Below are 15,056 nucleotides of genomic sequence, written 5' to 3' on the forward strand. Positions count from 1 at the left end.
GCTTTTTCCTCTCAATAATTAGAAGTTTCATCCGATATTAGTAGTAGACTACGAAGAGTAAGGTGGAGCGATCGATGGATAAGACGTCTTTAATAGGAGTCATTTTAGGATTGATAGCGGTTGGAGTGGGGATGGTTTTCAAAGGAGTAAGCCCTGTTGCCTTGCTTAACCCTGCAGCCATTTTGATTATTTTACTTGGAACAGTGGCAGCGGTGACCATTGCCTTTCCAACCCATGAAATTAAAAAAGTACCGAAGCTATTCGGCATACTGTTTAAAGAACAAAAACTGCAGGACCCGAAACAAACGATTCAATTTTTCTCCCAATTAGCAGATCTTGCCCGAAAGGAAGGACTGCTTGCACTCGAAGCCAAAACCCAGGAAGTCGATGACCTTTTTTTGAGGGACGGACTTTCATTAGCCGTGGATGGACAAAGCGCTGATTATATACGGGATGTGCTGCATGAAGAAATTGATGCCATGGAAGAGAGACATAGTGCCGGGGCGCTCATCTTCACACAAGCGGGGACCTATGCACCGACCCTCGGCGTACTTGGAGCGGTGATTGGACTTATTGCGGCCCTCAGTCACATGGACAATACGGATGAACTTGGTTATGCCATTTCAGCGGCCTTCGTTGCTACGCTCCTCGGTATTTTCACGGGATACGTTCTCTGGCACCCGTTTGCCAACAAGCTGAAGCGTAAGTCAAAGCGTGAAGTACAGATGAAAATGATGATGGTAGAAGGAATTCTGTCGATCATCGAGGGAGAATCGCCACGGGTGATCGAACAGAAGCTGGCATCCTACTTACCGGCAAGTGAACGATTATTGTTGTTAAAGGGGGATGAGGATGAGGCGGCGTAAGAAGAAACATGAAGACGAGCATATGGACGAGTCCTGGCTGATACCTTACGCGGATTTGCTAACCCTGCTACTGGCCCTGTTTATCGTGCTTTATGCGTCAAGCTCGGTGGACGCTCAAAAATTCAGGGAACTTTCCCAGGTATTTAGTGAAATCTTCACAGGAGGAACGGGAATGATGGAGTATCCCAGTCCCGTAGCTCCTCAGCAGTCGAGCGATCAGGAAAGCAAACAGGCATCCTCTGCAGGGAATGAAGAGGAAAAAGAGAAGGAACTAACGAAAGAAGATTTGGAAAAGCAGGCTTTCCTGAAGGATCAAGAAGAGTTAAGGGGAATTCAGGGAAAAATCAATCAGTATATCAAAACGAATAATTTAGAAGCTCAATTCGTCACAAAGCTTACTGATGAAGGATTACTTCTCACGATCCGGGACAATGTATTATTCGCCTCGGGATCAGCCATAGTCCAAGGAAGTGACCTGAGCGTGGCCGGTGAACTATCGGCACTGCTTGAAATGAATCCTCCACGGAACATTATCATTAGCGGTCACACGGACAACGTGCCGATCAGCAACGCGGAATACGATTCAAACTGGGAGCTAAGCGTCATGCGGGCGGTTAATTTCATGAAAATCATTTTGGACAATCCTAAGCTTGACCCCCAGTGGTTCAGTGCTAAAGGATTTGGAGAATTCGTACCGATTGCCGACAATGCTACATCAGATGGCCGGGGACAAAACCGCCGGGTGGAAGTGTTGATTCTGCCAAGGGTATCAGAATAAGAAACAGGATCTGCAGTCAGAATTCGGCTGCAGATTTTTTTATTGGGCAGAAGTTGCCGTATTTCCAGGGAAATGAACGGTTTTTGTCGAATGGAAACCACTTCCTGAAACCCAATCAAATAGGTTTTCACCAACTGAATAATCTTTATCCTTCTTCATTTTCAAATAAAATGTTTCACACAACCAAATTTAGGGAAAAGTTTGAAAAACCATTTAGAAGCTGTGGCTAATTTTTCAGGAACAGGGGTCTCAATATGAGAACGAAGGCATTATACATATTTTTGCAATTTCATTTACGTCTTTCCCACCCAACTATTCCAAACCTTAGCCACTGCCTCTACTAAAAAGGAGGAGCACGATTGGATACGTTTTTTGACATCATAGGTAAAGTTTCGGCATGGTTATGGGGGCCTCCATTAATCATTGTCCTGGGTGCCACGGGTTTGTACCTGACATTTTTATTGAAATTTATACAATTTCGCTATCCTCTCTACATATTTAAGCAAACGATAGGGAGCGTTTTTAAGAAGCCGAAAGGCGAAGGAACGGTGACACCGTTGCAGGCCTTAACGTCGGCTCTTTCATCCACCATCGGGGCCGCGAATATTGTCGGTGTACCGGCAGCGATCATGTTTGGTGGACCGGGGGCCATCTTCTGGATGTGGGTGATTGCCTTAATTGGAATGGCCCTTAAGTTTTCTGAGAGTGTACTTGCGGTTCGCTATCGTGAGAAGAACGAAAAGGGAGAATATGTTGGCGGTCCCATGTACTACATGACAAAAGGATTAAACATGAGATGGCTCGGTGTATGGTTTGCATTTGCCCTTATGATCGAGCTGATTCCAAGTGTGATGGTGCAGGGGAATGCTGTAGCATCAACGGTAGAGGAAACCTTTAATGTAGATGGACTTTTCACGGGCATTGTCATTGCCCTCATCGTTGTATTAATCGTATTTGGTGGCATAAAGCGTATTGGGAAAGTAACGGAAATCTTTGTACCGTTCATGGCTTTGATCTATGTAGGAAGCGCATTGGTGATTCTATTTATGAATATCGATGCAGTACCGGAATTCTTCAGTCTGATTCTGTCGAACGCATTTCAACCCATGTCTGCAATGGGTGGGTTCGCCGGGGTAGCGGTGGCTGAGACAATCCGTTGGGGATTTGCCCGTGGATTGTATTCCAATGAGGCCGGACTTGGAACGGCGCCGATTGCCCATGCAGCGGCACAGACCGATCACCCTGTTCGCCAGGGGCTTTGGGCGATTGTTGGAATCGTGATCGATACCATCATCGTTTGTACAGCTACGGCCTTCGTCGTGTTATCTTCAGGGGTCTGGACAGCTGAGAATGCTTTGGATGATCCTTCAGCACTGACAACAGAGGCTTTCTCAAGTTATTTCGGCGAATTTGGTGGTATCCTTGTGACGATTTCATTGATTTTCTTCGTACTATCGACGATCATTGTCATCGTCTTTTATGGAGCAAAGCAGGCAGAGTTCCTATTTGGCTACAAAGCGGCTCAAGGGATCAAGATTGTTTATACGGTTGCGATTGTCCTTGGTTCAGTTGGAGCAGCAAAAGTCATTTGGCAATTCCTTGACTTGGCTCTTGCGGCGATCTTAATTCCGAATATCATTGCGGTTCTTCTCCTAAGTAAAGAAGTGAAGAGACTTACAAATGAATTCTTTACGTCAGATGAGTATTACTTGAAAGACACTGGCAAGGTAAAAGAAAAGAAGATATCATAGTCCAAAAGACTTGTTTTTCCGAGAGGGAGAGCAAGTCTTTTTTTGTTTTTCTATCCTGCATCGTTTTAGATAATAAACATTAATGATTTCCTTAAGTTTCCATCTTGTCTAAATTTAAACAAAAGTTTAGAATATTAACAAAAGTCATTTTTCTTAATAGGGGTGGGAGCTTGTGAACGAAAAAGAAAAGCTTTTGTTGACGTATATTGAGGAAAATCCGTTTATGACTCAACAGGAATTGTCCGAGCGAAGTGGATTGTCACGGTCAGCCGTTGCAGGATATATCTCGAATTTGGTGAAACAGGGAAAAATCATGGGGCGTGCGTATGTTCTTCCAAAGAAAAACGGGATCACGTGCATCGGGGGAGCCAATATCGACCGCAAGCTTCAGTTGAATGGGAAATTGATTCCTGAAACCTCAAACCCGGCGAAAACAGAGCAATCCAGTGGTGGTGTGGCACGCAATATTGCCGAGAACTTAGGACGTTTAGGGAAACAGGCCAATTTGATCACGGTGGTTGGAGAAGATACAGAAGGAAGCTTTCTTTTATCTCATACGAAATCGTTTGCCGATGTATCGGCATCCCAGCGACTTCTAAATGAAAGCACCGGGGCTTACTCCGCCATACTGGACGAAGAAGGGGAAATGCTGTTTGCCCTGGCTGATATGAACATTTATGAAAGCGTTGACATTGGTTTTATTGATAAGAGATGGGGGTTGATTTCTTCATCGGAAATGGTGCTGCTCGACACCAATTTTCCAGAGGATGTACTTAAATACATCATCCGCAGGTGCCAAACCGAGGGAGTGCCTCTTACGATCATTCCGGTTTCTGAACCGAAAGTGTTGAAGCTGCCAACATCATTGGAAGGGGTTTCTTGGTTCATATGCAACAAAGGGGAAGCGGAAACGTATTTAGGAATGACAATTGAGACAGAGGGTGACTATTTTAAAGCGGCCAAAGCCATTACCCAAAGAGGGGCGGAAAGGGTCGTAATTACCCGGGGAGATCAGGGATTAATCTATTACACTACTTATAAAGAGGCGAGAGCCGTTTTGCCTCCCAAGGTTGAAGTCGCTGACGTGACCGGTGCAGGGGATGCCCTTGTCGCTGGAATATTATTTGGTTATATAAAAGGATCCGATACAGACGGTGCCTGCCGGATCGGGGTGATCTGCTCGTCGATCACTCTGCAATCCAAATTTACGGTGGCACCTACGCTGAACAAGACGAAGCTTCAACAAGAGTTTAGTCTTTTCTATTAGTTAGAGGGGGGAAATGTACATGAATATCGACTCATATATTGAATACTCGCAGGAAGTATCAGAAGCCAGAAAGACAGGGAAGGCGATTGTGGCATTGGAATCAACGATTATTTCTCACGGAATGCCTTATCCACAAAATGTGAAGACCGCCCGTGAAGTAGAGGATATCATTCGTTCAAAGGGGGCCGTTCCCGCAACGATTGCCATTTTGAACGGGAAAATCAAGATTGGGTTGTCCCATGAAGAGCTCGAATATTTAGGGCAGGCAACAGATGTAATCAAGGCAAGTCGCCGCGACATCCCTTATATCCTTGCTTCTAAAAAGGACGGAGCGACTACGGTTGCTGCTACCATGATTTGCGCGGAGCTAGCTGATATTTCTGTTTTCGTGACAGGGGGCATCGGCGGAGTTCACAGAAATGCAGAGGTGACGATGGATGTTTCGGCGGATCTCGAAGAACTTGCCGTGACGAATGTGGCCGTAGTCTGTGCAGGGGCAAAATCCATTCTGGATATAGGTTTGACGATGGAATACCTGGAAACAAAAGGAGTACCTGTCCTAGGGTACGGAACAGAATCCTTACCGTCCTTTTACACACGGAGCAGTCCTTTTTCAGTGAACTATAAAGTAGAGACGCCCGGAGAGACGGCTGATATTTTAAAAGCGAAATGGGATCTTGGATTGAAGGGAGGCGTGGTGGTCGCTAACCCGATCCCTGCCGAGGATGCCCTGGATGAAAACGAGATGAATAGAATCATAGAAAGAGCGTTAAATGAAGCGGATGAACAAGGGATTGCCGGAAAGGAAGCAACGCCATTCCTCTTGGGTAAAGTAAAGGAATTAACAGACGGAAAGAGCCTTACAGCGAATATCGCCCTTGTGAAGAACAATGCTCACTTAGGAGCCGATATTGCGGTTCTTTACGCCAAGTTAGCTAAGGTAGAAAGCTTCTAATCTATGTGAAAATAGTGAACCCGGGGCAGATTGTAAAAGCCCGGGTTTTTTCATTTAAATATATTGATCATTTATATGTAACTAGAGGTAGGGTAAAATGGTGGTAAATAACGTTACGAAAAAGGAAGGTAATATGGCTGATATGCAACCCTATCATGCATTGAGTGTTGATTCGATTCCAGTCCCGGCTGCAATAATAGATGTGAAAAACCAAGCTTTTATAGAGGGAAATGAAGAGTGGAAAGGATTGACCCTGCAAGAAGACAATCTTCTTCAGAGAATGTTAGAAGAAAAGAATTGTTCCATTCGCTTAAATCATTATACCTACACAGTTAAACGAAAACAGATGGATGAGCAAAAAGAATTAGTGATGATTGTTCCAGAGGCTTGTGGAGAGAAGCACGTTTCCCATGATTATTCCAATAACTCCCGCTCGGCCATATATGAGTCTCTTATTTATAACACCCCGACTTGTGTATGTATCCTTGATAAAAAAGGGAAGGTAGTGGAAATGAATCAGTCCTTTCAGGAGCTGTTTCATATTCCGGATACCGTTCTTGGTGAGTCCCTTTGCAATCAAACACCCCTTCAGAATCAATCCTTTATCACCTTAGTGATGAACGGAATAAGGGGAGTGAATACAACCGGGGAAGAAGTAACCTTCATAATGAATAAGGAACGGAAGATTACATGCAATATTACAATCTCCCCGGCCAATTACAAAAGTGATGGGACCGTAGACAGTGTCGGAATCATCCTTCACGACATCACGGAGAAGAAAAACTATGAAAACGAACTGGTTTCATTGAAAGCGGAACTCGAGAACACGCTCCGGCTCCAAAAGACGATCACCTATAAGATCAACAAGAGAGGCAATGAATTTGTGATCGAAATGGCGGCAGGGGAGCTATTAAAAAAATTGAATCTGACTCCTTCAAAGGTGATTGGTAAAACCATTGAAGAAGTATTTGATTCCCATCACTTAGGTAAAATCCAACCTAAACTAAAGCGTATATGGGAAACAGGGGAAGAGTTGACGTATGAGGATGAATACAAGGAATTAGAGTATATCGCCTCCATCGTTCCAGTGGTGCAGGATGGAAACGTCGTGGAAATCATCTGTTCCATTTCGGACATTTCCCTGATCAAAGATATTCAGAGAAAACTGATCGAAAGCGAACAAAAGTATAAGTCGATTGTGAAATACAGTCCTGACAATATTTATATGGTCGATACAAAAGGGATCATCCAGGAGGTAAACCCCGCTGTGAAAACGCAGTGGAATCATATCTCTCCTCATATGATCGGCAGTCACTTCAGTGAATTCATCGCGGAAGGCAGTAAGCATTCAGCCATCAATCACTTTGAAGTCGCCCTTAAAGGAGAAGCGTCAAGATTTGTCACCACCTTCGAAAATGGAGAAGGTGGCAAAAGCCATGTAGCGGTCACCAACATCCCGATCAGGGTCAAAAACAAGGTCATCGGAATTTATGGATTCGGACAGGACATCACAGAAAAACTGAAGATGGAAGAAGAACTAAAGGAAGCGAAAGAATTACTGGAAGCGTACTTCGAGCATGCCGGAGACGGGATTGTCCTTTTAGATCCAGAGGGAAGCGTATTAAAGGTCAATCAGCAGTTTGAATCGATGTTCGGCTGGAAAAAGGATGAAATTACAGGACGGAAAATCACCTTTATTCACCAGGAAGACCAAGTAGGACAGTTCAGACAGAATTTAATGACCATCAAGGCCGGGAAGCGAATAAAAGACTATGAAACGGTGCGTTACCGAAAAGACGCCACGCCGATCGAAATTGCCTTTAACATGAACCCGATCATAAATGACGATGGAAACCTGATCGGTATTTCGGCCATCATCCGGGATTTATCCGAGAAGAAACGAAATGAAGACTTACTGAAGAAATCGGAACAGTTAGCGATGATCGGACAGCTTGCAGCAGGAGTGGCCCATGAAATCAGAAATCCCCTGACGACCCTGAAAGGCTTCCTTCAACTGATGAAAGAAAACGCGAAGGATGACTTTTACTTGGGGGTCATCCAGGGAGAGCTCGATCGAATCGAAATCATCACCAATGAATTTCTCGCATTGGCGAAACCAAGAGCCGTTCAATTTTCCCTGACGTCCTTAACGACCCTGCTCACAAGCTCTGTTGAATTCATTAAGATGGAATGTCTGAAGCAAGGAGTCGATGTAAGATTCTCTGTGGAAGAAGCGGAAATTTATTGTGACTCCCACCAAATGAAACAGGTCATATTAAATGTCATGAAAAATGCCCTGGAAGCCATGCCGAGTGGGGGTCTCCTGAGTGTTCAACTTGAAAAAGAGGACGGTTATGCGAAAATCTCCATCCAGGACAACGGAAACGGAATACCGCCGGAGCGTATGAAGCATTTAGGTGAACCGTTCTATAGCACGAAAGAAAAAGGGACCGGTCTTGGATTGATGATTTGCCAGAAAATCATCAAAGAGCATCACGGCTCACTATCGATCCAAAGCAATGTAACGGAAGGAACGGCCGTAACGATTTTGCTGCCGATTGCAAAAGAAAGATAGAAAGAACTCCACATGTGAGAGGAAACTCTTGCTGTGGAGTTTTTTATTTCCTCGAGAATTGTCGAATGGCCATTAGGGAATATTCCGACAAAAAATGTAAATACCAGAGAATAGAATCATGAAAAGCTGATATTTTCCGGGAAATAGTACGTTCTACAAATTTCTTATTTCTCTTTTCATTCATAAGAACTTGTCTACTCATGGCGATTGAACGGGAGCACATCGCCACGTTTCAACATCCTGGGAAAAGGTTAAAGAGAGAGAAAGAGGTGAGGAGAGATGAAGACAAACGTCTTGATTAGTGGTGGAGGAATTGGCGGTCTGACACTTGGCTTGAAATTAGCACAGTGCAATATAGACGTAACGATTGTGGAACGGTTACCAGGGCCAAGCTCCGTATACAAGGGAGAGCTCCTCCAGCCAAAAAGTCTGGAAATATTTGATTCATTGGGGGTCATTGACTCCGTCTTCAAAAATGGTCATATCATTTCCGATTTGGAACTCATTGAATTGAAAAGTGCGAAATCAGAAGCTGAGAACTCCACGATGAGCTACTCGATTCTTCCCAGCCGATACCCCTATTCATTAATGATCCATCATGAAACGTTAAAGGAGATTCTACGGAAAAAAGGAGAGGAGTACCCTTCCTTCCATTATCAATCAAATACCGTTTGTAAGAAAATAGACGGTCATACCGTGATCACCGAGGATCGCGAGACGAAAGAGGCACAAGAGATTCATAGTGATTTCATTATCGGGGCAGAAGGAAGAAGCTCTGTCACCCGTGACTATATGGAAGTGGATGTGAAGGAAAAAAAGTACAACCATCATTTCTTAACGGTGACATTTCCACGGCCCAAGGAAATGGTGAAGGGACGTATCATTTCTACCTATCAATCATTCTTGGGTTTATTCCCCTTACCAAACAATGAAGTTCGTTCCGTATATCTCATTCCAGCCGGGGAATACAAGACCCTTCGGAAAAAACCGATTTCAGAATTCCATAAGCTTTATATTCAAATGTGTCCCGATCTCGATGGCTACGTGAACCAAATTGAGGACTGGAAGAAAATCCAGCTGATGGTTCCCTTGAAATATCATGCGGAAACCTATGTGAAGGACCATCTTGCCCTGATTGGAGATGCGGTGCACACGGTTCACCCCATGGCAGGAGAAGGAATGAATATGGCCATACAGGATGGGAGCATTCTTGGAGAACTGTTGTGTGATATGTATTCGGCCGGTAGATTAGATCCGGCTAATCTGGAATGGTATCCAAAGGTCCGGAAAAGAAGGGTGGCCCATCAAATGCATCTCAGTCATTTATCGGCCCTCGTCTACTCGTATCCGTATCGCCCGGTCGGCTGGCTGCGAAATAAAAGCCTTCAGCGCATGGAGAGGGATTCAATCTCCCATTACAAGCAGATGCTCAACATATCCGGTCTCGGCATGTGGAGAGAAACCCTGTACGACCGGATGGTCCAGGGGGGAGTGCTCCCGATCAGAAAGGATTCGTTGACAAAAGAAGAGAAATCAAACACTAAGTTTACAGAAATCCAGGATTATCCCTGGAAAGGAAAGGAGGGCCTACTATGATCGGGGAAATGGTGAAAGTATGGAGGGCAAGAACATGGATGAAAAAGAATGTTCCATTCCTGTACAGCTGGCATGCCTACGTAGGCTATGAAATGGATCTGTTTGATCGTTTTACAAAGCCTGCCTCCATTCAGGAAGTCGCACTTGCTCAAAACATCGAAATGGACCTCCTTGAACAGTGGGTAGAGGTCGGGATCACCATTAAGCATATGAAGCGGGTGGAGGATGGGAAAGTCACCACGAGGAACCGCTGGAAGCTGCCGACTTCAAAGAAGGACCCGCATTCATCAGGCATTTTGTTGAAAGAGATGATGGAGCTGCACATACCGGCCCTGCTGTCGTATCCACAATTATTACGTAATCAAACGAAGCAGCATTTCAACTCGGATGTCCATGGTTCTACTGTAGCAAAAACGTCGATTCTGTTAGAGCGCTTTGCCTTTCCAAAGGTACAGAAGGCGATTAAAAAGTATAATGTGAATTCGATATTGGATCTTGGCTGTGGTGAAGGCGGATATGTGAAGAGAATAGGAGACCGCTATCCTGATAAGAGAATGGTAGGGGTCGAGATTCATGAAGCCGTCGCAAAGGCTGCTGAAGAGTCTCTTCAAGACTATGAAAATATTGAAATCCTTTGTAAGGACCTACATGAATATGAGCCTGAAAAGCTCTTTGATATGATCATGGCCAATAATCTCTTTCACTATATCGATCCGTCCGAGCGCCTGCAATTCTTTGAAAAAGCATCGACGTGGCTGGAATCAGAAGGCTTGTTCTTTGTTCTGACCCCGATGCAGAAATCAAAGCATGGGCAACAGTTTTCCAGTGCCTTCAACAGCTTCTTCATGACATTCCAGAACCTGTATCCGATTCCGTCGCAGAAGGAGATGGAGACATTGGCCGGTAAAACAAACTTCAAAGTGGAATCCGTCGAACCGATCGTGAAAGAAGGCGGATGGTACGTGATGATATTCAGGAAGAACTGATCCTTTTAACGGGGATCGGTTTTTTTGTTTGGTTGTGTGTTGTTGGCGTGTGGCGGAGGTGGTTTGTGTCGATTTTTCTTAGTCGATAATAAAACTGAAAAGTCGATAATAAAAGTGCCAAAGTCGATAATATATCTGAAAAGTCGATAATATAATCAGTAAGTCGATAATATATATTGGAAATTCGATAATAAAAAGTTTCGCGGCCCCTTTAAAGTACCGCATTAATGCACATTTGTCCCTTTCCCGAACCCAAAATTCAATAGCGAATTATAAAAAACACCGTTGAGGGTGCAATTCTTAAGGCAAATCAATCAAATAGTTCAGCAGCTGAATCTCGGGTATATTTTAACAGTCAAATTCCGTTTAAAAATCAACTGTTAAATATCAAGCGGAATTCAAGAGTCAAAATATTCACCCACCGCACACATCCGTCACAATTTTTTCACTAAAAAGGGTAATCACCCATCGTTTTAGGGTAAAAATAGAAAGATGATTACAAATGTGGAGGAGTGCCAATTGAGAAGACAGGATGTATATGATTGTATCGGTATAGGGATCGGGCCGTACAATTTAAGTTTGGCGGCGTTGATGGAGGAGAAAACGGATCTGAAGGTGAAGTTTTTTGATCAGACTCCGGAGTTTCAGTGGCATCCGGGGATGTTGATCAATCTGACGGATCTGCAGGTGCCATTTATCGCGGATTTGGTGACGTTTGCGAATCCACAGAGCCGGTACAGTTATTTGAATTATTTACATACGCATAATCGTTTATATAAATTTTTCTTTTTTCAAAAGTTTGAAATGCCGAGGCAGGAGTACAATGATTATGCCCGCTGGGTGGTGAGTCAGCTTAGCTGCTGTCAATTCCATAGTGAAGTGATCGGGGTCACGGATGAGGGCTACTGCTATAAGGTTGTGATCGATAACCGGTTGACCGACGAGCGTGAGATTTATTATGCGAAGCATGTGGTGATGGGTACGGGAAGCAAGCCGTTGATTTTAGACGGAATGGATGGTCTGCCGGATGTGGACGTCCATCATACGAGTAAGTATCTGTTCCATAAAAACACGACGATGGAAGGATCATCGATTACGATTGTCGGGTCCGGGCAAAGTGCTGCCGAGGTGTTCTTTGACCTTTTAAAAGAACAGAAGGATCATTCCTATCAGCTTACATGGCTAACCCGTTCCGAAGGGATCTTGCAGCTCGAGTCGTCGAAGCTCGGGCAGGAATTCTTTGCCCCTGACTATGTGGATTATTTTCATGGATTGACGTATGAGAAGCGTGTGGAGGCATTAGAAACGTTGGATCAGCTCAGAAATGGGATCGATCCGGATACCCTCAATAATATTTACAACATCCTTTATAATCATTCGGTCAGTGATCACTCGCCGGACATCACGATCCAGCCTTTAACGGAAGTGAATAAGATCCGGAAAGAGGAGGATCAGTACGTCCTGAATTGCCGTCAATGGCAAGAAGAGCGTGATTTTTCTTATCAGACGGATAAGGTGATTTTGGCGACGGGTTATAAGCCGAATATTCCCGAATGGTTTTTTGAGGAGTTCGAGGACAAAATTGTCTGGGAAGATGAGAAGAAGTATAAAGTCTCCCGGAATTATAAGCTGGAATTCAAAGAGAACAGAGACAGGGGGCATCATTTCTATACGGTGACGAGCCTGGAGCATTCTCACGGTGCAGGGGCAACGAACTTAGGATTGGCTGTGGACAGGAATATTCAAATCATCAACGACATCGTTGGTAAAGAGGTATATGAAGTGCAGAGGAACACGATCTTTTCTCAATTCACGATGGATAAATAAGGGAGTCGTGTTTGGATTTATACACAAAGGGTAAAGTACATGTGTGAAAAAAAAACAAACGATAACTAGGAGTGTTTCATTTTATGGCTAAAATAGCAACGTTAATTACAGACATGTTTGAAGACGTAGAATTTACAGATCCTGAAAAAGCGTTTAAAGAAGCAGGACATGAAGTTGTGACGATTGAAAAAGAAAAAGGAAAATCAGTGAAAGGCAAGCAGGGGGATGCAACGGTGAAAATCGATGAAAGCATTGATGACATCAATCCTGCAGACTTTGATGCCCTATTATTACCAGGCGGATTCTCTCCGGATCAGCTGCGTGCAGATGACCGTTTCGTTAAATTCACGAAGCATTTCATGGATGAGAAGAAACCGGTATTCGCGATTTGCCACGGTCCACAATTATTAATTACGGCAAAAGCACTGGAAGGACGAAAAGCGACAGGCTTCAAGTCCATTAAAGTAGATATGGAATATGCAGGTGTGACGTACGAAGATAAAGAAGTCGTCGTATGCGGGAACCAGCTTGTGACAAGCAGGACACCGGATGATCTTCCGGCATTCAACCGTGAATCACTGGCGCTTCTTTCAAAATAGGACAAGTAAATGAAAGGGGACATTCCCCAAGGTATTTTGTACCTTAGAGGGAATGTCCCCTTTTTCCTATCACGACTGACTATTATTTACGCAGGTTACCCATTTCTTCAATAATCGCAGTCATTTCACTCGGGCTGAATCTGTCCTTGCGATCGACCATTACATAAAGGTCGTGAAGGTCTTCATACATTTCTTCATTGAAATCTTCTGGCTTTACGGCACCGGCATTGACTATTTTTAATTTTTCTTTGATGGCAGTGACCATGAATTCAATATTTTCGGTTGTGTTTTGTGATAAATCCATTTGGATCGTCCTTTCTGACGTGCATTCATTACATTTATCTTTCCATGATTCCTTCACCCTGTCAACATAACTTCCTCCCGATAAGGATTTTTTTCGGAGAATGTTTTACACTATTAAGGAATGGGAAATGAGTAGGTAAGCTAAAACGTTAAAAAAGAGCGTTCATGGTATCAATTTTGTGCTCATGAAGGAACTTTAGCCATTCTTATAGAAAATAATCTAAAGAATTTAAAGGAGGGTAATACATATGGGAAGCAATAAATTTTTCAAAGGGGTTTTGTTAGGTGCCGTAGCAGGAGGTCTTCTTTCCCTGCTGGATAAAACGACTCGTCAGGAAATGGGGACATCTTTAAAGAACAGCGGGAATTATCTATCAACGTATTCAAAAAATCCACAAAGACTGGTCGAGTCATCGAAGGAAGTATATGAGAAATTACGCACGACAGCCGATCAAGTCAGCAGGGATATTCATTTTATCAGTGAAAAAGTGGATGAAATCAAAGGGATGACCCCGCAGGTGAAAGAGATCATCGAGGAGACAAAGGAAACCTTTGAAGACTCTTCAGAAGCTTATAAGGATACGTTTTCAGATAGGGAAACGTCCAATGAACTAACAACTCAGGGTGAAGAGAGTCAACCTATTGCGTCTTCATTTAAGGGGTATTAACGAAACGAGGTGAGTACATGTCGGATGAGACGGTCAAAGGAGGATGGAAAGGATTTTCTAAAAGTCTTTTCTCACATATTAGTGCGAATGATGTAACGGGGCTGGCCGCGCAAATTGCCTATTACTTTCTTTTATCGCTCTTTCCACTGCTGATTTTTATCGTAACACTCTTGCCATACCTTCCCGTCGAGCAGGGAGACATACTGGGTCTGGTCAGGGATTTTGCACCAGGAGAAACGATGTCCATGATCGAGGAAACGCTACAGGACGTCATGTCGAACCGGAATTCCGGTTTACTGTCTGTCAGTATCATCGCCACGATATGGTCGGCGTCCAATGGGATGAATGCCATCGTGAAAAGTTTAAATCGTGCCTATGATGTAGAGGAAACGAGATCATTCATTGCGACCCGTCTCATGTCTATTCTATTGACACTAGCCATGATTCTCGTATTTGTCATAGCTCTTTTGCTTCCGGTGTTCGGGAAACAGATCGGTCTTTTATTATTTTCTCAATTCGGATTTTCAGAGCAATTTTTAACGGTATGGAACGGGATTCGGTGGGCGATCAGTCCCATCATCCTGTTTATTATTTTCGTTGGGTTGTATTTCTTTGCTCCAAGTAAACGGATCAAATGTTTAAGTGCATTCCCGGGAGCAATCTTTGCGACGCTTGGCTGGGTACTCGCATCCTTGGCCTTTTCTTATTACGTCGGAAGCTTTGGGAATTATTCGGCCACATACGGCAGCATCGGGGGGATCATCGTCCTCATGATCTGGTTCTACTTAACCGGAATCATCATCATGATCGGCGGAGAAATCAATGCACTTGTAACGATTAAAGATAAAGATTCGTGTTAAAATAGGGGAAATCATTCCCCGGACA

The 15,056-nt window shown here is 43.9% G+C and carries 13 protein-coding genes; 12 read left to right on the forward strand and 1 reads right to left on the reverse strand.

Annotated features, from left to right (window positions below; all coding sequences use genetic code 11):
* Positions 1-74: 74 nt before the first annotated feature.
* From motA to ACOSV2_RS12135, 10 genes are all read left to right on the forward strand, one after another.
* Positions 75-866 (forward strand): flagellar motor stator protein MotA, encoded by a 792-nt coding sequence (gene motA / locus ACOSV2_RS12090; RefSeq protein WP_113968680.1) that lies wholly within the window; start codon positions 75-77, stop codon positions 864-866.
* On the forward strand, positions 853-1,644 hold the full coding sequence (gene motB / locus ACOSV2_RS12095; protein ID WP_428975289.1) for a flagellar motor protein MotB: 792 nt from the start codon (positions 853-855) through the stop codon (positions 1,642-1,644). The genes motA and motB overlap by 14 nt, the downstream gene beginning before the upstream one ends.
* Before the next feature lie 359 nt (positions 1,645-2,003).
* Entirely contained in the window at positions 2,004-3,395 is a 1,392-nt protein-coding gene (locus ACOSV2_RS12100; RefSeq protein WP_428975290.1) for an alanine/glycine:cation symporter family protein, read from the forward strand.
* Positions 3,396-3,567: 172 nt separating this feature from the next.
* Entirely contained in the window at positions 3,568-4,662 is a 1,095-nt protein-coding gene (locus ACOSV2_RS12105; RefSeq protein WP_428975291.1) for a carbohydrate kinase, read from the forward strand.
* Between the two features lie 25 nt (positions 4,663-4,687).
* Positions 4,688-5,617: a pseudouridine-5'-phosphate glycosidase gene (locus ACOSV2_RS12110; RefSeq protein ID WP_428975881.1), complete on the forward strand. Its 930-nt coding sequence runs from the start codon at positions 4,688-4,690 to the stop codon at positions 5,615-5,617.
* 133 nt (positions 5,618-5,750) lie between these two features.
* Positions 5,751-8,192, forward strand: a complete 2,442-nt coding sequence (locus ACOSV2_RS12115) for a PAS domain-containing protein (RefSeq protein WP_428975292.1) — start codon at positions 5,751-5,753, stop codon at positions 8,190-8,192.
* Between the two features lie 279 nt (positions 8,193-8,471).
* A complete protein-coding gene (locus ACOSV2_RS12120) occupies positions 8,472-9,788 on the forward strand; it encodes an FAD-dependent oxidoreductase (RefSeq protein WP_428975293.1) in 1,317 nt (438 codons plus the stop codon).
* Positions 9,785-10,774, forward strand: a complete 990-nt coding sequence (locus tag ACOSV2_RS12125) for a class I SAM-dependent methyltransferase (RefSeq protein WP_428975294.1) — start codon at positions 9,785-9,787, stop codon at positions 10,772-10,774. Before ACOSV2_RS12120 ends, ACOSV2_RS12125 begins: the two co-directional genes overlap by 4 nt.
* 519 nt (positions 10,775-11,293) lie before the next feature.
* The gene (locus tag ACOSV2_RS12130; protein WP_428975295.1) at positions 11,294-12,601 is read left to right on the forward strand and encodes a lysine N(6)-hydroxylase/L-ornithine N(5)-oxygenase family protein; all 1,308 of its coding nucleotides are present in this window, start codon (positions 11,294-11,296) and stop codon (positions 12,599-12,601) included.
* A gap of 83 nt (positions 12,602-12,684) precedes the next feature.
* Complete coding sequence (locus ACOSV2_RS12135; protein WP_428975296.1) at positions 12,685-13,200, forward strand: type 1 glutamine amidotransferase domain-containing protein; 516 nt, start codon at positions 12,685-12,687, stop codon at positions 13,198-13,200.
* An 82-nt stretch (positions 13,201-13,282) separates the two neighbouring features.
* Here ACOSV2_RS12135 and ACOSV2_RS12140 read toward each other — a convergent pair whose 3' ends face one another.
* On the reverse strand, positions 13,283-13,504 hold the full coding sequence (locus ACOSV2_RS12140; RefSeq protein WP_044338940.1) for a DUF1128 domain-containing protein: 222 nt from the start codon (positions 13,502-13,504) through the stop codon (positions 13,283-13,285).
* A gap of 247 nt (positions 13,505-13,751) precedes the next feature.
* Here ACOSV2_RS12140 and ACOSV2_RS12145 point away from each other — a divergent pair, with 247 nt between their 5' ends.
* Both ACOSV2_RS12145 and ACOSV2_RS12150 read left to right on the forward strand, forming a co-directional pair.
* Complete coding sequence (locus tag ACOSV2_RS12145; protein WP_428975297.1) at positions 13,752-14,171, forward strand: hypothetical protein; 420 nt, start codon at positions 13,752-13,754, stop codon at positions 14,169-14,171.
* Between the two features lie 17 nt (positions 14,172-14,188).
* Positions 14,189-15,031, forward strand: coding sequence for a YihY/virulence factor BrkB family protein (locus ACOSV2_RS12150; RefSeq protein WP_428975298.1), 843 nt, complete (start codon positions 14,189-14,191; stop codon positions 15,029-15,031).
* Positions 15,032-15,056: the final 25 nt, after the last annotated feature.

The sequence above is a fragment of the Rossellomorea sp. DUT-2 genome, from assembly GCF_052665285.1.